Source organism: Streptomyces sp. 1222.5, from assembly GCF_900105245.1.
Classification (GTDB): domain Bacteria; phylum Actinomycetota; class Actinomycetes; order Streptomycetales; family Streptomycetaceae; genus Streptomyces; species Streptomyces albidocamelliae.
The window spans coordinates 923,547-944,823 of the sequence record NZ_FNSZ01000001.1 but is presented as its reverse complement, the minus strand read 5'-3'; the positions used below and the strand labels follow the sequence as shown (position 1 = coordinate 944,823).

16 protein-coding genes are annotated in these 21,277 nt (G+C 70.6%); 9 read left to right on the top strand and 7 right to left on the bottom strand.

Features of this window, described 5'->3' with window-relative positions; genetic code table 11:
• The first annotated feature begins 24 nt into the window (after positions 1 to 24).
• Positions 25 to 906: a YegS/Rv2252/BmrU family lipid kinase gene (locus BLW57_RS04250; RefSeq protein WP_093472247.1), complete on the top strand. Its 882-nt coding sequence runs from the start codon at positions 25 to 27 to the stop codon at positions 904 to 906.
• 109 nt (positions 907 to 1,015) lie between these two features.
• On the top strand, positions 1,016 to 1,393 hold the full coding sequence (locus BLW57_RS04245; RefSeq protein WP_093472245.1) for an NUDIX hydrolase: 378 nt from the start codon (positions 1,016 to 1,018) through the stop codon (positions 1,391 to 1,393).
• Positions 1,394 to 1,415: 22 nt separating this feature from the next.
• On the opposite strand, the gene BLW57_RS04240 is transcribed toward BLW57_RS04245, so the two are convergent.
• Positions 1,416 to 1,787 carry a thioesterase family protein gene (locus BLW57_RS04240; protein ID WP_093472244.1) on the bottom strand — a complete coding sequence of 124 codons (372 nt, stop codon included), beginning with the start codon at positions 1,785 to 1,787 and terminating at the stop codon, positions 1,416 to 1,418.
• A gap of 159 nt (positions 1,788 to 1,946) precedes the next feature.
• On the opposite strand from BLW57_RS04240, the gene BLW57_RS04235 reads away from it, so the two are divergent.
• The 3 genes from BLW57_RS04235 (at position 1,947) to BLW57_RS04225 (ending at position 6,155) form a co-directional block, all read left to right on the top strand.
• Positions 1,947 to 2,408 (top strand): nuclear transport factor 2 family protein, encoded by a 462-nt coding sequence (locus tag BLW57_RS04235; protein WP_093472242.1) that lies wholly within the window; start codon positions 1,947 to 1,949, stop codon positions 2,406 to 2,408.
• 171 nt (positions 2,409 to 2,579) lie between these two features.
• Positions 2,580 to 3,515, top strand: coding sequence for a Dyp-type peroxidase (locus tag BLW57_RS04230; protein WP_093472241.1), 936 nt, complete (start codon positions 2,580 to 2,582; stop codon positions 3,513 to 3,515).
• Positions 3,516 to 3,650: 135 nt separating this feature from the next.
• Positions 3,651 to 6,155, top strand: coding sequence for an ATP-dependent Clp protease ATP-binding subunit (locus BLW57_RS04225; RefSeq protein WP_093472239.1), 2,505 nt, complete (start codon positions 3,651 to 3,653; stop codon positions 6,153 to 6,155).
• A gap of 71 nt (positions 6,156 to 6,226) precedes the next feature.
• Here the strand turns inward: BLW57_RS04225 and BLW57_RS04220 are convergent, their stop codons facing one another.
• Positions 6,227 to 6,703 (bottom strand): GreA/GreB family elongation factor, encoded by a 477-nt coding sequence (locus BLW57_RS04220; RefSeq protein ID WP_093472238.1) that lies wholly within the window; start codon positions 6,701 to 6,703, stop codon positions 6,227 to 6,229.
• Positions 6,704 to 7,159: 456 nt separating this feature from the next.
• Here BLW57_RS04220 and BLW57_RS04215 point away from each other — a divergent pair, with 456 nt between their 5' ends.
• Positions 7,160 to 8,614 carry a phytoene desaturase family protein gene (locus BLW57_RS04215; RefSeq protein WP_371127843.1) on the top strand — a complete coding sequence of 485 codons (1,455 nt, stop codon included), beginning with the start codon at positions 7,160 to 7,162 and terminating at the stop codon, positions 8,612 to 8,614.
• A gap of 126 nt (positions 8,615 to 8,740) precedes the next feature.
• Here the strand turns inward: BLW57_RS04215 and BLW57_RS04210 are convergent, their stop codons facing one another.
• Complete coding sequence (locus BLW57_RS04210; protein WP_093472235.1) at positions 8,741 to 9,748, bottom strand: cation diffusion facilitator family transporter; 1,008 nt, start codon at positions 9,746 to 9,748, stop codon at positions 8,741 to 8,743.
• Between the two features lie 375 nt (positions 9,749 to 10,123).
• Here BLW57_RS04210 and BLW57_RS04205 point away from each other — a divergent pair, with 375 nt between their 5' ends.
• Together BLW57_RS04205 and BLW57_RS04200 are read left to right on the top strand one after the other, a co-directional pair.
• Positions 10,124 to 10,828, top strand: coding sequence for a DUF5707 domain-containing protein (locus tag BLW57_RS04205; RefSeq protein ID WP_256339380.1), 705 nt, complete (start codon positions 10,124 to 10,126; stop codon positions 10,826 to 10,828).
• Positions 10,829 to 11,356: 528 nt separating this feature from the next.
• Positions 11,357 to 11,920 carry a GNAT family N-acetyltransferase gene (locus BLW57_RS04200; protein WP_093480517.1) on the top strand — a complete coding sequence of 188 codons (564 nt, stop codon included), beginning with the start codon at positions 11,357 to 11,359 and terminating at the stop codon, positions 11,918 to 11,920.
• Positions 11,921 to 12,107: 187 nt separating this feature from the next.
• On the opposite strand, the gene BLW57_RS04195 is transcribed toward BLW57_RS04200, so the two are convergent.
• The 3 genes from BLW57_RS04195 to BLW57_RS04185 form a co-directional block, all read right to left on the bottom strand.
• Complete coding sequence (locus BLW57_RS04195; protein ID WP_093472231.1) at positions 12,108 to 16,259, bottom strand: nSTAND1 domain-containing NTPase; 4,152 nt, start codon at positions 16,257 to 16,259, stop codon at positions 12,108 to 12,110.
• A 4-nt stretch (positions 16,260 to 16,263) separates the two neighbouring features.
• Positions 16,264 to 16,620 (bottom strand): CU044_2847 family protein, encoded by a 357-nt coding sequence (locus BLW57_RS04190; RefSeq protein ID WP_093480516.1) that lies wholly within the window; start codon positions 16,618 to 16,620, stop codon positions 16,264 to 16,266.
• Positions 16,621 to 17,376: 756 nt separating this feature from the next.
• Positions 17,377 to 18,024 (bottom strand): TetR/AcrR family transcriptional regulator, encoded by a 648-nt coding sequence (locus BLW57_RS04185; protein WP_176985452.1) that lies wholly within the window; start codon positions 18,022 to 18,024, stop codon positions 17,377 to 17,379.
• A 438-nt stretch (positions 18,025 to 18,462) separates the two neighbouring features.
• Here BLW57_RS04185 and BLW57_RS04180 point away from each other — a divergent pair, with 438 nt between their 5' ends.
• A complete protein-coding gene (locus tag BLW57_RS04180) occupies positions 18,463 to 19,938 on the top strand; it encodes an aldehyde dehydrogenase family protein (protein ID WP_093472228.1) in 1,476 nt (491 codons plus the stop codon).
• A gap of 22 nt (positions 19,939 to 19,960) precedes the next feature.
• On the opposite strand, the gene BLW57_RS04175 is transcribed toward BLW57_RS04180, so the two are convergent.
• On the bottom strand, positions 19,961 to 21,157 hold the full coding sequence (locus tag BLW57_RS04175) for a helix-turn-helix domain-containing protein (RefSeq protein WP_093472226.1): 1,197 nt from the start codon (positions 21,155 to 21,157) through the stop codon (positions 19,961 to 19,963).
• Positions 21,158 to 21,277: the final 120 nt, after the last annotated feature.

Here is a 21,277-nt window from a genome sequence, read left to right as displayed (position 1 = left end):
CCGCCCGCCCCGAAAGGCACACCGATGCGACAGTTCACCGCCGTCGTCAACCCCACAGCGGGCGGCTCCACCGGGGCGGCCACCCTGCTCCAGCTGGCCCGGCTGCTCCGCGAGGCAGGGGCCGAGCTGGACACGGAGTACAGCCACAGCCTCGCCCACGCCCAGGACATCGCCGTCCGGGCGGGGGAACGCGGCCGGATCGTCCTCGCCGTCGGCGGCGACGGGATCGCCGGCGGTATCGGCGGTGCGCTGAGCGGCACCGGCACGGTCCTGGGCCTCGTACCGGCCGGACGCGGCAACGACTTCGCCCGGGCACTGGACCTGCCGGCCGACCCCGCCGCACTCGCCCGCATCCTGCTGCACGCGGAACCCCGGGCGGTCGACACCATCGAGGTGGAGTCGGCCGTCCACCCGCGCACCGTCGTCCTCGGCAGCGTGTACGCCGGGGTCGACGCGGAGGCCAACCGGCACGCCAACAACGCCCGTCTGCTGCGTGGCTCCGCCTCGTACTACGCGGGCGGCCTGCGCGCGGTCACCACCTGGCGGGCGGCCGACTACCGCGTCACCGTCGACGGCGAGGAGCACACCCACCGCGGCTACACCGTCGTCGCGGCCAACTCCCCCTACTACGGCTCCGGCCGGCTCATCGCCCCCGACGCGAAGGTCGACGACGGGCTGCTCGACATCGTGATGATCCGGGAGGCGCCACGCCGGCTCTTCTTCACCCTCATGAACGAGCTCAGGACGGGCGAACACGTCCGCCGCCCCGAGGTGCGCGTCCTGCGCGGCAAGGAGCTCCGCATCGAGGCGTCCCGGCCCGTCCCGTACGGCGCCGACGGCGAGGTGGAGGCCACCCTGCCGGTCACCCTGCGGGTGCGCCCCGCCGATCTGCCGGTGCTGTACTGACGGCACGGCCCGAAGCGCGGTGCGACGGACCCCGGTACAGGTGCGTCGCGGCGCGCCCCTGGGTAGGGGGAGAGCACCTGGCAGGGGGCCGGGGGAGGGAAGGCCGGTCATGACGCGGGAACACGGAGAGGGCGCGGTGCAGGCACTCGTCCTGTACGACGGACGAGTGCTGCTGGTACGCCCGGGCGACGGGTGGGAACTGCCGTCCGGCACACCGCAACCGGCCGAGTCGGCGCAGGCCACCGCCGCGCGCGTCGTCTACGAGCTCAGCGGCTACCTCGTCGACGGCACGGAGACGCTGGGACCGCACGACAGCGCACGGGCGGACGAGGCCCCGGCCGTGGTGTGCCAACTGCTGAGCGAGGAACCGTCGGACGGCGCACGCCTCGCCCCGGAGCGGCTGCGCTGGGCCGCCATCGCGGACACCGCCGGCGCCCCTCTGCCGAGGGCCGTGCGCACCTATCTCCAGGGGCACACACCGGTGTGACGGCACCGGTCCGCGGGCCGGATCACCGGTCGGCCGCCGGATGGGGCAGGCTCGCGAGGAACCGCTGGCGGCCGACGATCTCCCGGTCGATCTCGCCCGTGGCGATCAGCCGGCCGGAGTCGTCGACGGCCCGCACCGAGAAGGTGAGCCGCCGTCCCGCCACGGAGGACGGGGGCTCGGCGAACACCTCCACCCGGCCGCCCACGGGCGTGGCGCGTAGATGCTCGATACGGATCGCCGTACCGACGGTGGTGCGGCCCGGTTCGGTGAAGGGCGCGGCGGCCTCCACGGTCGCCGCCTCCAGCCATGCGATCAGCTTCGGGGTGGCGAGGACGGGTACGTCGCCGCTGCCGGCGGCCACGGCGGTGTCGGCGTCGGTCACTTGACGGAACATCCGATCACACTAGCGACAGGACATCCTCCGGCGGCGTCGGCGCTCCGGTCCGCCCGAATACCCGGCGAATATGTACGGAACGAGCGCGGGCGTCGGCGCACGGCAACCCCAAAAGCACCGCCTTGACCTCAAGCGGACTTGAGGTAGGACGCTCTCGGCATGACCACGCAGACGGACCACGCGGAGATCAGCATGCTCGTCGACCGGCTCTTCCGGTTGCTCGACGAACGGGAGCTCGCACCGGAGCGGGCCCGCGACTTCTTCACCGACGACGCGCTCATGGAGACCCCCGTGGGAGTGTCCCGGGGAGCCGAGTCCCTCCCCGCCGCCGAGGAGGCGCTCGCACGCTTCGACCGCACTCAGCACATGGCCTCCGGGATCGTCACCGACGCGGACGCCACGGCGGAACGGGCCACCGCCTCCTGGAACGCCCTGATGACCCACGTCCACCACGAGGCGACGCTCCGCCTGCGTGGCAGCGGCGCCGACCCCCTGTTCACGGTGGGCGGCCGGTTCGAGGCCGAACTCCGCCGCACCCCCGACGGCTGGCGCTTCAGCCGCCTCGTGGTCCGGCCGATCTGGACGCAGGGGCAGCCGCCCCCGGGCGTCGACCCCCGGTGACCCGGTGACCCGGTGACCCGGTGACCCGGAGCCCGGCCGGGCCGCCCGACCTGCTGAGTCGGCCCTGCCGGGCCATGCTGGTGCGGTAGGGGCGAACCGGGCGGCATGCGTCCGGGAGGCCCCGACACCGACAGCCCGGTGCCGGAGAGCCCGATGAGGAGGCACACGCCCGTGCTCGAGCCGCAGCCCGTCGTCGTCCCGCCCGCCCGGGCCGCCGTGTTCCTCGTCGCCACGATCGCACCGGACGGTGAGGACACCGTCCGGGACCTGCTGGAGGACGTCTCGGGCCTGCGCCGCTCCGTGGCCTTCCGCGCCCCCGACATGGAACTGAGCTGTGTCGTCGGCATCGGATCGGCGGCCTGGGACCGGCTCTTCAGCGGCCCACGCCCGCGGGAGCTGCACCCCTTCACCGACCTGCTGGGACCGCGCCACCATGCCCGGGGCACCCCCGCCGACCTCCTCTTCCACGTCCGCGCCCAGCGCATGGACCTCTGCTTCGAACTCGCGCGGCTGCTGGGGGACCGGCTCGGCGAGGCGGCCACCGTCGTCGACGAGGTGCACGGCTTCAAGTTCTTCGACGAGCGCGATCTGCTCGGATTCGTGGACGGCAGCGAGAACCCCGAGGGCGGTCTCGCCGACGACGCGGTGTTCATCGGCGACGAGGACGCGGACTTCCGCGGGGGCAGCTATGTGATCGTCCAGAAGTACCTGCACGACATGGCCGCCTGGAACGCCCTGACCGCCGACGAGCAGGAGAAGGTCATCGGGCGCACGAAGCAGGCCAACGTCGAACTCCCCGACGAGGTGAAGCCCGACGACTCCCACGTCGCGCTCAACACCATCACCGACGAGGACGGGAACGAACGCAAGATCGTCCGGGAGAACATGCCGTTCGGGAACATCGCACAGGGCGAGTTCGGCACCTACTTCATCGGGTACGCCCGCACCCCGGACGTCACCGAGGAAATGCTGCGGAACATGTTCCTCGGCAGGCAGCCGGGCCGGCACGACCGGATCCTCGACTTCTCCGTCCCGGTCACCGGCAGTCTCTTCCACGTACCGACCCTCACCTTCCTCGACGACCTGCCCGCACCCCCGCGGTCCTGAGCCCCACGGAGGCCCGACCGGGGCGGCTGCCCTCCGCTTGCGAGGCACTCTGCACGGGGGTTCAGTGAGGTACGGACCCCCTCGCGAACCCCCGTCGCGGGCCCCTTCGCGCCCCCTCGCGCATCTGGAGCTGTCATGTCGATGTCGTTCGGCGCACCGTTCGGTTCCTCGGATCCGTTCAGTGAGATGTTCAACCGCTTCTTCGGCATGTCGCCCGCGTCCTCGCCGCCGGCGGTGCAGCGTGTGCCCATCGGACGACTGCTGACCGAGTCGTCGCAGGAACTGCTCAGCCTCGCCGCCCAGCGGGCCGTTAAGAACGGCACGACCGATCTCGACACCGAACACCTGCTCTGGGCGGCCACACAGGTCGACCCGTCGCGCAGGCTCCTCATCCAGGTCGGCGTGGACCCCGACTCGCTGGCCTCCGAGATCGCGAAGATCCTGCCGCGCAAGTCCGTCGAGCCCTCCGCGCAGCCCGGCCTCACCCCGGCGGCCAAGCGCACCCTGAGTGCCGCCTTCGCCCACAGCCAGGCGTCCGGCGTGTCCTACATCGGCCCCGAGCACATCCTGGGCGCCCTGCTCGGCGACAGCGACACCGGCGCGTCCCGGCTGCTGCAGGCCGAGGGCGTGGACACCAAGCGCGTCGCGGGCCTGGCCGACCAGACGGCACGCGGAGACGCACCGGCCGCGGAGCGCAAGCAGCCGGCCACGACCCTGGACGAGTACGGCCGCGACCTGACCGACGAGGCGAAGGCGGGCAAGCTCGACCCCGTCGTGGGCCGCTCCGACGAGATCGAGCAGACCGTCGAGATCCTCTCCCGCCGCTCCAAGAACAACCCCGTGCTGATCGGTGAACCCGGAGTCGGGAAGACCGCCATCGTCGAGGGCCTGGCACAGCGCATCGTGGCGGGAGAGGTCCCCGAGAGCCTGAAGAACAAGCGGGTGGTCGCCCTGGACCTGTCGGGCATGGTGGCCGGCGCGCAGTACCGCGGGCAGTTCGAGGAACGTCTGAAGAAGGTCATCGAGGACGTCCAGGCGGCCAGCGGCGAGATCATCCTCTTCATCGACGAACTGCACACCGTCGTCGGGGCCGGAGCCACCGGCGAGGGTGCCATGGACGCGGGCAACATGCTCAAGCCGGCGCTCGCGCGCGGTGAACTCCATGTGGTCGGTGCCACGACCATCGACGAGTACCGCCGGTACATCGAGAAGGACGCCGCCCTGGAGCGCCGGTTCCAGCCAGTGCTGGTCCCCGAGCCGACCGTCGAGGAGACGGTGCAGATCCTCGAAGGCCTGCGCGACTCCTACGAGGCGCACCACCAGGTCCGCTTCGACGACGGTGCGTTGGCAGCCGCGGCCGAACTGTCCGACCGCTACATCACCGACCGGTTCCTGCCCGACAAGGCGATCGACGTGATGGACCAGGCCGGCGCCCGGGTGCGGCTGCGCAGCGCGGGCCGCTCCACGGAGATCGTCAGCCGCGAGGACCGCATCGCCAAACTCCGCCGGGAGCTCGAACAGGCCGTGACCGCCGAGGACTTCGAGAAGGCGTCGGAGGTGAAGCGGGAGATCGCCGAGGTGGAGGGCGAACTGGCCGGTATCGAGGAGCGCCGGGAGGGCGTCGTCTCGGTCACGGCCGCCGACATCGCGGACATCGTCTCCCGCCGCACGGGCATCCCCGTCTCCCAGCTCACCGCCAGTGAGAAGGAGAAGCTCCTCAGGCTCGAGGACGAGATGCACGACCGGATCGTCGGCCAGGACGAGGCGGTCACCGCCGTCTCGCAGGCCGTACGACGCAACCGCGCCGGCATGGGCGACCCGAACCGCCCCGTGGGATCGTTCCTGTTCCTCGGCCCGACCGGTGTCGGCAAGACCGAACTCGCCAAGACCCTCGCCTCCCTGCTGTTCGGCGACGAGGACCGCATGATCCGCTTCGACATGAGCGAGTTCCAGGAGAAGCACACCGTGGCCCGGCTCGTCGGCGCCCCTCCCGGATACGTCGGCTACGAGGAGGCGGGCCAGCTCACCGAGAAGGTGCGCCGCCAGCCCTACAGCGTGGTGCTGTTCGACGAGGTGGAGAAGGCCCACCCCGACATCTTCAACACGCTGCTGCAGATCCTCGACGACGGCCGCCTGACCGACGCCCAGGGCCGTACCGTCGACTTCCGGCACTGCGTCATCATCATGACGTCGAACATCGGCGCGCACCGCATCCTCGACCACCAGGGCGACGTGTCCGAACTCAGGGACGCGCTGATGGAGGACCTGCGGGGCCGGTTCCTGCCGGAATTCCTCAACCGCATCGACGACATCATCATCTTCCACAGCCTGACCGAGGACGACCTGGGCGAGATCGTCGACCACCTGCTGGACATGAGCAAGCACAAGGTGCGCGCCCAGGGCCTGCACCTGGAGGTCACGGAGGCCGCCAAGAAGCTCCTCATCGCGCACGGCCATCAGCCCGAGTTCGGTGCCCGCCCGCTGCGCCGCACCATCCAGGCGGAACTGGACAACCGCATCGCCACCCTGCTCCTCAGCGGCGAGGCGGACCCGGGGGACACGATCGTCGCCGATGTGCGAGACGACTCGCTGCACTGCCTCGTGCGGAAGCCGAAGGCCGGCGAAGGCGAAGAGGGCTGAGGCGGACGGCGCGCGGTCGGCCGAGGCCGTCCGCGCGCCGGTTCGCTCCCGGGTAGTCCCTGCCCGAGGTGTCAGTTCCCGCCGGGGGTGTCCCCGATCGACACGACGACCACACCGGCGTGGCCGTCCGGGGTGTCGTACTGCACGCTGTCGCCCGGGCGGCAGCCGAGGAGCGCACGGCCGAGCGGGCTGTCCGCGGTGACCAGTGTCTGGTCCAGAGCCTCGGCGACCTCGCCGACCTGGAGCGTCTCCTGCGAGCCGTCCGCGAAGCGGACGGTGACCGTGCTGCCCACCCCGACCACGTCGGTGGGGGCGGGACCGGCTTGCGACGCCTCGCGCAGTCGCTCCTCGATGTCGCCGATACGGCGGTCCAGGCGGTCCAGCTGGTCCGCGCGCTGCAACTCGTCGGCCTGGTCGGCCTGATCACCCACCTCGGTGTCGCTCTTGAGGGTTCCGGCGACCAGCCGGCGCTCGTCGCGCAGGTCGGCCAGCTCCTGCTCCAGGCCGCGCCGGGCCTCGGCGCTGATCGGCTCGGGACCACCGGTCATGTCTGCTCCTCCGACGGAGACGGAACAGCCGGACGAAGATCGACAAGTCCGACATTCCGCATCATATCAATCGGATGTCGAGGTGCGAGCCCGTGCCTCCCCTCGCCGCGGCCACCCCCGCCACCCGCTCGCAGGTCTCCGGTAGAGGTGTGAAACATCCAGAGATACGGTGTTTGTCGGTACGTACTCGTCTGTGCGTTCTCCGGAGCCGCACGGTCTCCGTCCGTCCCCGGCCCGTCCCCGTCCCGTCCCCGTCAGGAGAGGTCCATGTCCTCGAAGCGACGCCGCAAGAAGAAGTCCCGCCGCAAGCACTCCGCGAACCACGGCCGCCGTCCCCAGTGCTGAGGCGCCGTAGAGAGACGGCCGCGGTACCGGGCGCCCGTCCCTGACGGCCCCGTCCCCGATCCGGCCGGTTTGTGGGGCGGGCGGCTCCACCGGCAGACTTCTCCCCGTGAGATCCATGACTCCGCGCGGCCGGGCCGCCTCATGACGTCCGCCGTCGTGGTCGGCGGCGGGCCCAACGGACTCGCCGCCGCCGCCCTCCTCGCCAAGGCCGGGCTGCACGTCACCCTGCTGGAGGCGGCGGACGAGGTCGGCGGCGGCACCCGCAGCTACGAGGCACTGCTGCCGGGACTGCTGCACGACCACTGCTCGGCCATCCACCCCATGGCCGTCACCTCGCCCGCCCTGCGCGCACTCGATCTCGAACGGCACGGGCTGCGCTGGCTGTTGGCCGACCTCGACTGCGCCCACCCGCTCGACGACGGGAGCGCCGGGGTCCTCGCGAAGTCGGTCGAGGACACCGTCCGGCTGCTCGGCGCCGACGGCGACCGCTACCGCGCACTCGTCGAGCCCTCCGTACGCCGCTGGGACGCCCTGGCCCAGGACGTGATGGGCCCCCTCCTGCGGATCCCCTCGCACCCCCTGCTCCTCGCGCGCTTCGGTCTGCCGACCGCTCTGCCGGCCACCGCCCTCGCCCGCCTCTTCACCACCCCGCAGGCCAAGGCCCTGTGGGCCGGCGTCGCCGCGCACGCGTTCCGCCCCCTGCACCGGCCGCTCACCTCGGCGATCGGACTGGGCATCCTCACCGCCGGACACGCCGCCGGATGGGCCGTGGCCGAAGGCGGCTCCCAGGCCATAGCGCGCGCCATGGAGAGTGTGCTGCGCGAGCACGGCGGCACGATCCACACCGGCGTCCGCATCACCGACCACCGGCAGATCCCGCCGGCCGACGTCACCCTCCTCGATCTCGACCCCGGCCAGATCGCGGCGGTCTACGGCGACCGGCTGCCGCGCCGGGTGCGCGCCGCCCACCGGCGCTTCCGCCGGGGTCCGGCCGCCTTCAAGGTCGATCTGGCCGTCGAGGGCGGCATTCCCTGGCGGAACGCGCACGCGCGCCGCGCCGGCACCGTCCACCTGGGCGGCACCATCGCCGAGGTCGCGCGGGCGGAACGGGAGGTCGCGGCCGGCCGTATGCCCGAGCGTCCGTTCGTCCTGGTCGGCCAGCAGTATCTGGCGGATCCCTCCCGTTCGGTCGGCGACGTGCACCCGGTCTGGGCGTACGCCCATGTCCCGTACGGCTACGACCGGGACGCGACGCAGGCCGTCCTCGGCCAGATCGAACGCTTCGCCCCCGGTGCCCGCGAACGCGTCCTGGGCGTCCAGGTCACCAGCCCCGGTGACTTCGCCGAGTTCAACCCCAACTTCGCGGGCGGGGACATCATGACCGGCGCCGAGACCGTCTCCCAACTGGTCCTGGGGACAAGGCCCACCTTGGATCCCTACTCCACCGGGCTGCCCGGGGTCTTCCAGTGCTCGGCGGCCACCCCGCCCGGCCCCGGGGCGCACGGCATGTGCGGCGCCAAGGCGGCGGCAGCGGCCCTGCGCCACGTGGGAGTCGGCGGCAACTGAAGGGCTTTCACGCCTTCACCGCCCACGTCCTGCTAGCCGACGCCGGCCGGCGGCTCGTCCGCACCCGAGGCGAGGCGTGTCGTCCGACGGGTGTCGGCGCACCCGAGCCGAGGTGCGCCTGCCGCCTCAGCCGCCGCGGCGCCTCGGCGTCGGGTCCAGATAGACGCGCCGGATCGCCGGAAGCAGCGCACGCAGGCGCGCCTCGGCGTCCTCGCAGGCCCACTCGATCTGGTCCGACGTGGAGATGTCCCGGAAGTCGACCTTCGCGGCGATGAGAATCTCCTCCGGGCCCTGCACGAGTGTGATCAACTCCAGGACGTCGTCGATGTGCTGAACAGCCATCAGCTCACCGCGCACCGCGTCCCGCATCGGCCGGGGCAGCGCGCGGCCGATGAGCAGTTCGGTGTTGGAGCGGCCCAGGACCCAGGCGACGACGACGAGCAGCACCCCGATGAGGATGGACGCGGCGCCGTCCCACGCACCGGACCCGGTGAGCTGACTGCCGAGCAGCCCCAGCGCCGCCACCACCAGCCCGATGAGGGCCGCCGAGTCTTCCAGGACGACCGCCTTCACCGCCGTGTCGGGGGTGCGCCGGAGGTAGTGCAGGAAGGGCATGCGGAAGCGCCTCGCCCTCCCGGTGGCCTGCTTGAGCCCCGTGCGTAGGGAGAGTCCCTCCAGCACGAACGCGATCGCCAGCACGATGTACGAGTACAGGGGGTCGCCGGGGCTGCGCTCGTGGGTCAGCGCGTGGACGCCGTCGTACAGGGCGAACACCCCGCCCCCGACGAAGGTGGCGACGGAGGCGAGCAGCGCCCAGATGTAGCGCGCGGGGCCGTACCCGAGGGGATGGTCCTCGTCGGCGGGCTTCGCGCCGCGCTTCAGGGCGGTCAGGAGCATCAGCTCGGTCACCGTGTCGGCCGCCGAGTGCACCGCCTCCGCGAGCATGGCACTGGACCCGCCGATGACGCCGACGACGGCCTTGGCGAGGGCGACTCCCAGGTTGGCCGCGGCCGCCACCACGACGGTCAGCACCGACCCGCCGGCCGCGGAGCCGGGCCCCGCCTCGACCACCGACCCGAATCCCGTACCGGTACCACGTCTCGTCTCCGGCCCGGGCCCACCGCGTACACCCATGCCGCGAAACTATCCTCTCCCGCCCGCTCACTCCCGCAACGACCGCCGATCGACACCGGGAACCGCGCGGTCGGCCCCCTCAGCCGGACGCGGGCTCAGGCACACGTCGGCCCGCTGCCCGAGAACGGGGGAGGGGAACGCGCGCACGAGGCTCGAGGGAGGGATTGAGGGTTCCTCACCTCTCGTCGTGGCTCGAAAGAATCTGTACGATGCGTGCGCCCATGGGCTCTTGTCGGGGGACGCCCAGCCGGGGCCCTTCTTCTCACCGTGGGGATGCATATGCGCATACGCGCTTCGGTCGCCGCTCTGTCCGGTGCCCTGGTTCTCGCTTCGGCTCTGGCGTTTCCCGCTGCCGCGCAGGCGCACGCGGGGCCTATGACCAATGACGACACGACGATCACGAAGGTCGTCGTCAACGGAGGCAAGGACATCGTCCTCGGCACCTCCGCCAAGAAGTCGTTCACCGCCACGGTGACGGCGTCCGACCCGGACGGCGTCACCGGCGGCTGGGTCGCCCTGTGGCACGGCACCTCCTTCGACGACCAGGGCAGGGACGGCGTTCTGATGCCCGCCGAGGAGGGGTCGGGCTCCTGCGTGGCGGCCGATGCCCAGACGTCGACGTGCACGGTCCACTTCACCGTGGCGCCCAAGGTGGACATGACCAAGAACTCCTATGCGGGCACCTGGCACGCGTACGCCATCGTGTACGGCCGCCCGAGCGGTTCCGTCAGCGACGGATACGCCGGCTCCGTGCACATCAAGCGCAACACCACGCTGACCGCGAACGCCTCGCCCGAACCCGTGGCTCATGGCCGGACCATCACGGTCAAGGGCACGCTCACCCGCGCCAATTGGGAGACCCATGCGTACGCGGGTCTGAGCAACGTGTCGGTGAAGCTCCAGTACCGCAAGTCGGGCACCAGCACGTACACGACCCTCAAAACCGTCACCAGCGGCTCCGGCGGAGCGGTGACGGCCACGACGACAGCGAAGGGCGACGGGTACTACCGCTTCTTCTACGCGGGTACCACATCCACCGACGCCGCGACGTCCGCCAGCGACTTCGTCGACGTCCAGTAGCAACCCGGGGCCCGCTTCCGGGGTCAGGGACAGGGGAGCGGGGAACCCCGCCGACGAGACCGGTCCAGGCCGGCCACTGGCAGCTTGTCGTCATCGGCCGCGGGCATGAGGTCGGCGTATCCGGGCTTCTGGCTTTCGCGATGTCCTTGACCCGCGGATCACTGTGCACCGACTCGATGTGTTCACGGCACCTCGGCCGGATACCAGGCCGACGGTGCGCACGGTCCGTCGCATGAGGACGGCACTGTACGGGGCTCTGAGGGCCCATCACCTGCCCCGGCGGGGAAACCACGTCGGGGCAGGCAGGGGCCGGGCTGGGGCGGTTGCCGCAGCCGAAGCCGGCGGTCGTACTGCCTACTCGGTCCGTCGGCACCTCGGAGTCGTGGTGCTGGGTGCTCGGAAGGGCCACAACGGCCCCTGGCAGAGTCGACCACTGCGCGGTTGCAGCGGCAGCCGTCGCGAGGTCGGCCGACAGTACCTGAACAAAGCCGTTGAACTGTCCGGCCTTCCCTAGACATGATCAACTCTGTGGAAAACTACTTGGAGACCGAGCGCCTGACCCTGCGCCGTTTCACTCCCGACGACGCGGACCTGCTGATCGAGTTGGACAGCGACGCCGCGGTGATGCGCTTCCTGACCGGGGGGATGCCGACCGCCCCTGAGGAGATCCGTGAGCGGCACCTGCCCAACATCATCGCCGGCTACGAGAGGTGGCGCGGCGATCTTGGGTTGTTCGCCGCGCACGAGAAGAGCGGCGGCGCGTTCATCGGCTGGTTCTGCCTGCGTCCCGAGCCCCAAGGCCCGCTGGACGAGGTCGAACTGGGCTACCGGCTACGGCAGGCGGCTTGGGGCAGGGGTTATGCCACCGAGGGCTCGCGGGCTTTGCTGGGCAAGGCGTTCACCGGGCTTGGTGTGCGCATGGTCTGGGCCGAGACGATGACCGTGAACCACAATTCGCGCCACGTCATGGAGAAGCTCGAGATGACGCTCGCGGACACCATCCCCACTCCTGCGGACATGGAGATGGTCGAGGGCTCCGAGTACGGGGGCGTGCGGTACGAGATCACCAAGGAACAGTGGGAGCAGCAGTAGCCACTGTTCCAGAAATGGGTGGTTGCCGGTGGCGCTGTACGGGCTGGCCGCGGTGCGCAGGCGACGGTCACCACGACTTCAGCGGCGACTGCTCTGTCCTTTCTGGATGCAGCAGGCTCGGTGGAGGCCACTTCCGCGAGTGCGAGCCTTCGCGGGACCAGCGCCCGCGCTTCTATGGCTTCATCTGTCAGCCTGATGGGCAGACGTGCCCATCCGATTGTCCGGACAGATAGGACGCCCGTTCGTCAGCGGCCAGATCACGGTGGACGGCCTGACAGATTTTCCGGATCGCTGCATGGGGCTCGGGCAGGACCGCGTTCCAGAGCCGCACGGTGGTGTCACCGCTGCCGCTGGCGAGGGTGTGCCCGTCGGGGCTGAAGGCCAGCGACGTCACCGCGTTGGTGTGGCCGGTGAGGGTGGCGCGGGTCTTTCCGGTGCCTACGTCCCAGAGCCGAACCGTGAAGTCGTCGCTGCCAGAGGCGACGGTCCTACCGTCGCGGCCAAAGGCTACGGACCAGACTCGGGCGGTGTGACCTGTCAGTGGAGCTCTTGCCCTGCCGGTAGCGACGCTCCACAGCCGTACTGTCTTGTCGCTGCTGCCGGTGACGAGGGTATCGCCGTCGGGACTGAATGCCACGGACCAGACTCTGTCCGTGTGGCCGGTCAGGGGGGCCCGGGCCTTTTTGGTGACGACGTCCCACAGCCAGACCGTTTTGTCTTCGGCGGCGGCGGCGATGGTACGGCCGTCGGGGCTGAATGCCACGGACCACAAACCGCCGGTGGCGTCCGGCAGAGTGGCGCGAAGCTTTCCGGTGGTGGCGTCCCATAGCCGTACCTTTTTGTCGCCGCCGGCGGTTGCGAGGGTGTCTCCGTCAGGACTGAAGGCCACAGCCAGCACTGCGTCGGTATGACCGGTGAGTTTGGCCCGCATTTTTCCGGTGGTCAGGTCCCACAGCCGTGCCGTTTTGTCGGTGCTGCCGCTGGCAAGGGTGCGCTTGTCGGGGCTGAATGCCACGGATATCACCGTGTCCGCGTGGCCGGTCAGTGGGGCCCGGGGTTTGCCGGATTGCAGGTTCCACAGCCGTACGGTCTTGTCGGAGCTGCCGCTGGCGAGCGTGTCCCCATCGGGACTGAATGCCAAAGACATGACGGGATCACTGTGACCGGGGAGGGGAGCGCGGGCATATCCGCTGCTCAGGTCCCACAACCGCACCGTCGCGTCCGCGCTGCCGGTGGCGAGGGTGCTTCCGTCCGGGCTGAACGTCACCGCCAGCACAGAATCGGTGTGGCCGCTGAGAACGGCACGGGGCTTTCCCGTCTTCACGTCCCACAGCCGGGCAGTTTTGTCCTCGCCTGCTGCGGCAAGGGTGGTCCCGTCGGGGCTGAAGGCCACGAAGAACACACGCTGGAGTTGGTCGGTCAGAGCGCCGCGGGGCTTTTTGGTGCTCAGGTTCCACAGCTGCACTGTGTAGTCCTGGCTGGTGGTGGCGAGAGTGCTCCCGTCAGGGCTGAAGGCCATCGAGAGCACGGGCGCGGTGTGGCCGGTGAGCGCGGCGAGGGCTTCTCCCGAGTGTACGTCCCACAAGTGCACCGTCGAGTCGCCGCTACCGGCGGCGAAGGTGCGTCCGTCGGGGCCGAAGGCCACCGACGTCACCGTGTAGTCGGCGCTGACGGGGAGGGTGGCGCGACTTGCTCCGTTGGTCACGTCCCAGAACCGCACTGTCGCGTCGTCGCTGCCGGTGGCAAGGGTGCTTCCGTCGGGGCTGAAGGCCACCGACGTCACGGCCTTGGTGTGGCCGGTGAGGGTGGCGCGGGATTCTTTTGTTGCCATGTCCCAGAGCCGAACCGTCCTGTCGGTGCTGGCGGTGGCGAGGGTGCGTCCGTCGGGGCTGAAGGCCACGGTCGAGACCTTGTCGGTGTGGCCATGCAGTGTGGCGCGAACTTTCCGGCTGGACACGTCCCACAGCCGGACTGCTTTGTCCTCGCCGGCGGTGGCGAGGGTGCTTCCGTCGGGGCTGAACGCCACCGTCTCGACGTCGCCTGTATGGCCTGTCAGGCGCTGCTTCAGCGGCAGTGCTGCCGCGTCTTCCAGGCCGGCGAGGGCTTCGGGGGTGGGACTGGTGCGGTAGGCCCGGATGGCGAGCAGCGAGGCGAGGTCGGGGTTCGTGTCGATGAGGGTGCCGGACTGGGTGGCGAGCTGTCGGGACAGGGCTGCCTGTCGCTCGTCGACTGCTGTCCGCCACTGCCAAAGTACGCCTGCCGCAGCGAGGAGCGTGAGGACGAGGAGGGACGCGAGGACGGTGTTGAGACGCCTGCTGCGTCGGATGGCGGCCTGCTGCCGCTGCCCGCTGGCCGTGAGGAAGGCGGTGACGTCTCCTGGCAGGCGCCGTTTCCGTGACCATTCGAGCGCTTCGGCGAGCGCCGCACCGCTGAGTAGCTCTCCCGGGTCGGACGTCGCCGCCCAGAGGGCTCGCCGCTCACGGATCCGGTTGAACCACTCATGGAAGCGACGGTCCTGGGCGACCCAGTCGCGCAGAGTACCCCAGTCCCGGATGAGTGCGTCGTGGATCAGTTCGGCCACCGGCTCGCTCGGAGGGGCGTCGGGGTGTTCAGGAGAGCGCAGCATCTGGGTGGTGATGATGCGGTGGAGGGTCAGAACGCTGATGACGTCGTCGACGTGACCGTCGGCCGTATCGTCGGGGCCAGCTGCCAGGTCAAGCAGGTCGTCGAGGGGCAACTGGGCACGTACGGCAGGTATGTTGCGGCTGGGATCGGCCGGGTGCACCAAGGAAGTCAGGACGCGCCGCGCGATGGGGCGTTGATCGGGGGGCAGCCCGTTGAGGGCGTTGTCGCACCACGTGGTCAGGCTTCCGCTGACCGCTCCTATGCGGCGGTAGGCCTCGTGCGTGAGGTAGCCGTCCTCGCGGCGGGCCCACAGCTGGCTGAGTGCCAGCTCCAGCAGAGGCAGCACGGTGACGGGTGCCCGGCGGGCCGTGGCCGCGTCCGGGGTGACGGCCAGGACATCCGCGACGATCTGTTCCGCCAAGCCTGGTTGGAAGCGGAGTCCCACGTCCTGGGCGGGCAGAGTGATGATGTCGTACAGGTCTTGCTGGCTGAGGGTGCCCGGCACATTCAGGAGACCTGGCATGGCGGCGGCCAGAAGGTCGGGGGCAAGGGCCGCCAGCTGCGGGTAGAAGTCGTCCCGCATGATCAGAATTACGCTCAGCCCGACGGGGGCGCCGACGGCAGCGGTAATCTGTTCCACGCAGCGCGAGCCGTCCTGCCGTTGGCCACGGCTGGGCTGAGTGAACAGCTCCTCGAATTGGTCGATGACCAGGAGAACGCGCTCGTAGTCCTGGTCCGCCGAGAGCTTGCGGCTGACAGCCGCGGCGATGCCCCCCGTGCTCGCCCCGGGGAGCCCGGCGCGCTCGATCTCCGCCAACAGGTTCTGCCGAGGCCGGGCGACGATGGGTAGCCAGCGGTCGCTGCCGGGCAGCTCACCAGCGGCCAGCGCCTGTAGTACCCCGGCCTGGACCAGGGACGACTTGCCCGAGCCGGACGGGCCGAGCAGCAATGTCAGCCGCTGTTGCCCAGCGAGTTGCGCAACTACCTGCCGCACCGCGTCTTTCCGGCCGTGGAACCAGCGGGCATGCTCCACGGTGAAGGGTTCCAGTTCCCGATAAGGGCACACCTCTTGCACCGCGAGTTCCGGCACGATCTCCCGCAGCGTCTGGGTAGCAGTGACGTAGGCGATCCCTTGCCCCCGTCGGTGGACGTCGGGAGCGGTGATCTCCGTGAGCATGCCGATGACCAGCCCGGTCACCTCGTCGAGAACCGGCGCGCCGCTGAAGCCGGTGGTGAGATCGTTGGCGTCGGTCAACTGCAGATGGGTGCCCCGCTGGGGGGAGGGTGGCAGCAGATCGCCCGCTTCACCGAAGCCGAGGTGCCCCGTCGACGGGGCCTGTGCGGGGAACCCGTACGAGCGCACCTTGTGACCGCTACAGCCGGCAGCGGAGCCCAGCGGCAACGGCCTCAGACCGGGCGGCATACTGCTCAGGCGGACGACCGCCACATCCTCATCCTCCGAGGCACGCCACAGCGCCTGCAGGACCAGCCCGTTCACCTGAAGGCCGCCCTCGAGGTGGGGGAAGCGCAGCTGCACCTGTGTACCGGGCCCCCCTCCGGCAAGCCCGACGACGTGGGCGCAGGTGACCAGTAGTCCGTCGGCCACCGGAAAACCGGCCCCGGCGACCACTCCGTCCGGTCCGAGGACCTGTGCCACGGCAGTGGGCAGGCCCCATGCCATGCCGTCGTCGGGTGTCTTCGTGGTGCCGGCCATCGGGTCAGCCTGTGCGTGCGTCTGGACGAGAAGGACGACCCGTATCGTCCTTCGTCTTCCACGACATGGTCACTTTGAGGTGGCAACCCGCTTGGCTCTTGGTGATCACTGCTCCGGCCTCCGCCGCAAGGTCGACACCGAACTCGACCGCGATCTCGTCGGGATGAGCCCTGCGTAGTTGGTCGAGTGTGACGCGCGCCGCCTCCGTCACGGGCGCAAGTATTTCTTGCAGCGTCCTGGGAAGCTCACCGATGGCCTCAGCGATGCGACCGGCCTTCACCGGCCCCTCCAGCACACCTGCTGGTTCCTCGACCAGAATGCAGCCCTCGCCATCCAGCGAAATGCGAGTCAGCTGGGTCAAGATGGCCTCCTTTCGGGTGCTGCGCTGCTGCATTCGTCCTCGCAGATGCCAGCAGGCGGTGCGTGCACGGTCCCGATTTGCTCAGGCACCCTCGTCCAGCGTCGTCAACGGCGGAAGCCGCCGCATCCCCTGGTAGGCCGCATGCATGAACGGGCCCACCGGTTCGGTGGAGGACGGGGCCCTGGCGAAGTCACGGCCGAAGACCACTGCCGCGCCGCTGGGAGCAGGAACCAGGTCGGAGCGCGGGCGTGCACTCGCGCAGCCTGCCGTCGTAGGCCGACCGGCCCGCGGTGGAGATCCTCGCGGAAGCGGGCCACCAGGGCTCGGAGGGCGGCAGGGTGACGGCGACATCGCGTATGTGCCTGCTCCAGGCTGCCGCTGCGGCGATCATCCGAATTCAGGGCCCCGCCGTGCCCGTGCGCAGCGCCGGCGCGAAGTCCTCAGCGGGCCGGCGCCGAACTGCGGGCCCATCGCGACCGCATCGCTTTGGGCCCGTCGGCGCATTCGGCGACAGGGCGGCTCGGCCGGGGGCCGCGGTGACGCCCGGGCCCTTTCGGATCTTCCCGGATGTCGTCGAACACCTCGGTCCGCGTCACCAGTCGGGGCTGCCTTGCGGACCGCCCGGCGTTGGTACGGCCCGCTCGTGCCGGGCACCGGTGCGCCCTGGGGAATTCACGGGATCAGCCGGGCGCATCCCTGGGAATCCACAGTGGTGACGGGGGAGACGTCCTGTCAGGATGAGGAGGCCACGGAGGGTCAGGCGTCATCGGCGAGGCGTGTGTCATCCTCCGCATCGAAACGCGGCGGGGAGGCGAGCGTCGCGTCCACCATGCGGGCGAGCGTGGCGTCGTCGTACCCGTCGCCGTAAAAGACGCTGCGGAACATCATCGCGCCGGCCCACATCTCCAGAGCCAGTGAGACGTCGGTGTCCTCCGGCAGGTCACCCCGATCCATGGCACGCTGCAGGACGGTGCGGGACCGGGCCCGGCGCGGCTCGATCACCTCCTCGCGCAACTGCTGGCGCAGGTCGGGGTTCTGGGACATGTCTGCCACCAGTGCGGGCAGGATGGCCTGCACCTGCACGGACCCGAAGAAGCTGGCGAGGGCCTGCTTCGCCACGCTCAGCAGCTCGTCGCGCGTATCGCCGGTCTCCGCGGTGGGGACCTCCTTGAGTCGGCTGCGGACCGCGTCCAGGACCAGAGCCGCCTTGTTGGGCCAGGAGCGGTAGAGCGTAGCCTTCCCGACCTTGGCGCTGACGGCCACCTGCTCGATGGTCATACGCGAGTATCCGCGCTCTTCGAGTTGTTCGAGCGTGGCGGCGAGGATGCGTTTTCTCGCCTCGAGGTCCCGGCGATGTGGACCACTCGCATCCACGACGTTCTGCAAGGTTCGCTTCGTCCCCATTCGCCTCTCCTGCGCTGCCTGTTCCGGGTGACCGGACGTCCGACGGACTCGTGTCAGAACGATTCGGTTCGTATTCATTATGGGTTGCGGCAGCCCGCCCCGTGCCGTGGGGCGACCGGCCGGCGAGGGGAGATGGCGGTCGCCTTCGTCATTGCGCGGGCCGGCTACGCGTGGGGGCGTCGGCATGAGCAGGGCGGAGGGGTGGGGCCCGAGGGGTGCTGCTTCCCTGCCGTGTGTCTCGAGCGAGGGATTCTCGGCTCGCGGGTGAACTCGGCGGGGAGGATGGGCCCTTGTGGGGTTCCCGTGCGCAATGCTTTACTCTGTCAGAACGAATCGTTTCGTTTCAGATTAGGAACTTGGCACGCTGCTGTCAAGACTCCCCAGGGCCGCCGCGATGCCGTGGCGGCTCGTCCGGCCGTCACGAAAGGGCACGCAGGCATGGTCTCCACCGCAGATTCCCGGACGGCGGACCCGGACTCGCTCGGACCGGCGGCCCCCCGGCCGACGGCCGGCTTCCCCGTGGACGACGAGGAGACCGTCCGGGGCAAGGTGGCCCGGGCCAGGAAGGCCACCTCCTGGTGGCAGGAGATCGGTCACGAGGGACGGCGCTCCCGCATGCTGGAGTGGCGGCGGCTGATGGCCCGCCGACTGCCCGAGATCCTCGACCTGCTCGAACGGGAGAACGGCAAGGTGCGGGCCGACGCGGTCATCGAGATGACGGCGGCCCTCGCGCAGGTGGACTGGGCCGCGCGCAACGCGCGCAGGGTCCTCGCGCGGCGCCGTGTCCCTTCGGGACTGCTCATGGCCAACCAACTCGCCACCGTGGAGTACCGGCCCTACGGGGTGATCGGTGTGATCGGCCCGTGGAACTACCCCGTGCACACTCCACTCGGTTCGATCGCCTACGCCCTGGCGGCCGGGAACACGGTGGTGTTCAAGCCCAGCGAGTACACCCCGGCCACCGGCCGGTGGCTCGTGGACACGTTCGCGGAGGCGGTGCCGGGACGGTCCGTGCTGCAGCTGACCACCGGGGACGGCGGCACCGGCGCGGCGCTGTGCACGTCCGGCGTCGACAAGGTCGCGTTCACCGGCTCCCCGGGCACCGGCGCTCGGATCCTCGCGGCTTGCGCGCCCACGCTCACCCCGGTCCTGCTGGAACTCGGCGGCAAGGACGCCCTCGTGGTGGCCGAGGACGCCCATGTTCCGGCCGCTGTGGAGGCCGCGCTGTGGGGTGGGTGCAGCAATGCCGGCCAGTCCTGCGCGGGTATCGAGCGGGTCTACGTGGCCGACCCCGTGTACGACGAATTCCTCACCCTGCTGGCCCGCCGGGCCAGGGAGGTGCGGGCCCGCACGGACTTCGGCCCCATCACCGTGCCAGGGCAGCTCGAGGTGATCCGCCGGCACATCGAGGACGCCCTGTCCCGGGGCGGTCGTGCGGTCGTGGGAGGCCCGGAGTCGGTGGCGCCGCCCTACGTCACCGGCCCCGTGATTCTCGCCGACGTCCCCGAGGACTCGGCGGCGGTGCTAGAGGAGACCTTCGGGCCGGTACTGGTGGTCAACCGGGTCACGGACGCGGCCGAGGGCGTCGCGCGGGCCAACGATTCCGCCTACGGGCTCGGCGCGGCGGTGTTCGCGCGCCGCCGGGCCGGCGAGCTCGCCGACCGGCTGAACGCGGGCATGGTCAGCGTGAACGACGTCCTCTCCTTCCCGGCCGTCCCGGCCCTGCCGTTCGGCGGCCGCGGAAAATCCGGGTACGGACGTGTGCACGGAGCCGACGGGCTGCGGGAGTTCGCGATGCCCGCCGCCCGCACCCGCAAGCTGTTCGACGTGCCGCTGGCCGTGACCACCTACGCGCGTGGCGCACGGGACATGGCCCGGCTCGAGCGGCTGATCACCTGGCTGTACTCCCGGTGAGGTCCCGGCACACGGACGCGGCTCAGGCGAGCTCGACGGCCGTACGGGAGGTGACCAGTCCCATGTAGTCGCGGCAGTCGAGGCCGGTCAGTTCACGCCAGCGTTCCAGTCGGTAGGTGAGCGTGTTGGCGTGCAGGTGCAGGGCGCGGGCCGCGGCGGCGATCGAGAAGCCGTGGTCGGCGAAGGTACGCACCGCGTCGGCCAAATGGGGTTGCGCGCGCGCCGTGGCGCGAGCGGTCTCGAACAGGGGCTCGGCACCGGCCGCCGGGTCCTGCGCCAGCGCGAACAGCCACACGTCGGCGTACCGGTGGACGCCCGGACGGTGTCGTGCGGCGCGCAGGGCACCGCGGGCGTCGGCGAGGCTGCGCCGGGCTCCCGCCGCCCCCTGCCTGGACAGACCCACGCCGACGATCGCCGCGCCGGCCTCCGACAGGGCGTTCTCGACCGCGACCGCCTCCGTGTCCTGACTGAGCAGGACCAGGTGGCCGTGGGTGTGGACGACGGCGCAGCGGCCGGGCTGCTGTTGCAGGCGGGTGTGCAGGAGCCGGCCGGTCGTGCCGTCGTCGGGCAGCGGCGCGACCCAGGCCTGGAAGCGTCCCGCGCTGTCCATGTCCAGACGGTCCAGTACGGTCCGCACGTCGGCATCGGGTGCCGATCCGTCCTCCAGGAAGTTCAGCAGCTGCTGTCCCAGCACGCTGACGTCGAGCCAGGTTCCGACGAGCGCCTGCTGATGGCCCGCGCCCACGGCGGCCACGACATTCTGCAGCCACAGCATGGAACGCTCCATCGCGCCCACCAAAGTGGTGAGGAAGTCGCCGCGGGCAGAGCTCCAGGGGAACCCGATCCACACCGCGCGCAGGGCGACGTAGAAGCTGAGGGTCAGCTCCTCGGACGGGATGCCCTGCACGGCCCGGCGGGCGCCGTAGATCCGGGCGAACTCCGTCTCCGCCGGGGTGGTGGCCGTACGGGACTCCGCCACCGCGTCGATCCCCGCGCGCAGGAACTGCCGTACGGTGGCGGTGAGCTCGGCGCGGTCCTGGCCGCAGTCGCTGAAGCTGGGCAGCTGCTCCAGGACCGCGGCCGTGGCGCCGTCGGCCAGCCGGTCGAGGCGTTCTCGGAGGACCTCGGCCAGCTCCGCCGCCGAGGTCTCCTGCCGACTCGGTTCCCCTTCCGAGGGTTCCCTTTCCCGGGAGGGACCCTCGTCCGTGCCTATGTGCATACCCGTCCCATTGATGGAGCGTCACCAGTGCTTTTCCAGGGACGACCATAGCCGCGGGATCGCGACGGGCGGACAGACAGGTGCCGTGCGGAGGTTCGGGCGGCCGCGCCGGTCGCCGAC

Excerpts from the sequence above, each read along its gene's own strand:
- BLW57_RS04235 (WP_093472242.1), top strand. The coding sequence starts at position 1,947 with ATGACCACGCAGACGGACCACGCGGAGATCAGCATGCTCGTCGACCGG.
- BLW57_RS04210 (WP_093472235.1), bottom strand. The coding sequence starts at position 9,748 with ATGGGTGTACGCGGTGGGCCCGGGCCGGAGACGAGACGTGGTACCGGT.
- BLW57_RS04245 (WP_093472245.1), top strand. The coding sequence starts at position 1,016 with ATGACGCGGGAACACGGAGAGGGCGCGGTGCAGGCACTCGTCCTGTAC.
- BLW57_RS04185 (WP_176985452.1), bottom strand. The coding sequence starts at position 18,024 with ATGGGGACGAAGCGAACCTTGCAGAACGTCGTGGATGCGAGTGGTCCA.
- BLW57_RS04240 (WP_093472244.1), bottom strand. The coding sequence starts at position 1,787 with ATGTTCCGTCAAGTGACCGACGCCGACACCGCCGTGGCCGCCGGCAGC.
- BLW57_RS04180 (WP_093472228.1), top strand. The coding sequence starts at position 18,463 with ATGGTCTCCACCGCAGATTCCCGGACGGCGGACCCGGACTCGCTCGGA.
- BLW57_RS04195 (WP_093472231.1), bottom strand. The coding sequence starts at position 16,259 with ATGGCCGGCACCACGAAGACACCCGACGACGGCATGGCATGGGGCCTG.
- BLW57_RS04250 (WP_093472247.1), top strand. The coding sequence starts at position 25 with ATGCGACAGTTCACCGCCGTCGTCAACCCCACAGCGGGCGGCTCCACC.
- BLW57_RS04225 (WP_093472239.1), top strand. The coding sequence starts at position 3,651 with ATGTCGATGTCGTTCGGCGCACCGTTCGGTTCCTCGGATCCGTTCAGT.
- BLW57_RS04205 (WP_256339380.1), top strand. The coding sequence starts at position 10,124 with ATGACCAATGACGACACGACGATCACGAAGGTCGTCGTCAACGGAGGC.
- BLW57_RS04175 (WP_093472226.1), bottom strand. The coding sequence starts at position 21,157 with ATGCACATAGGCACGGACGAGGGTCCCTCCCGGGAAAGGGAACCCTCG.
- BLW57_RS04220 (WP_093472238.1), bottom strand. The coding sequence starts at position 6,703 with ATGACCGGTGGTCCCGAGCCGATCAGCGCCGAGGCCCGGCGCGGCCTG.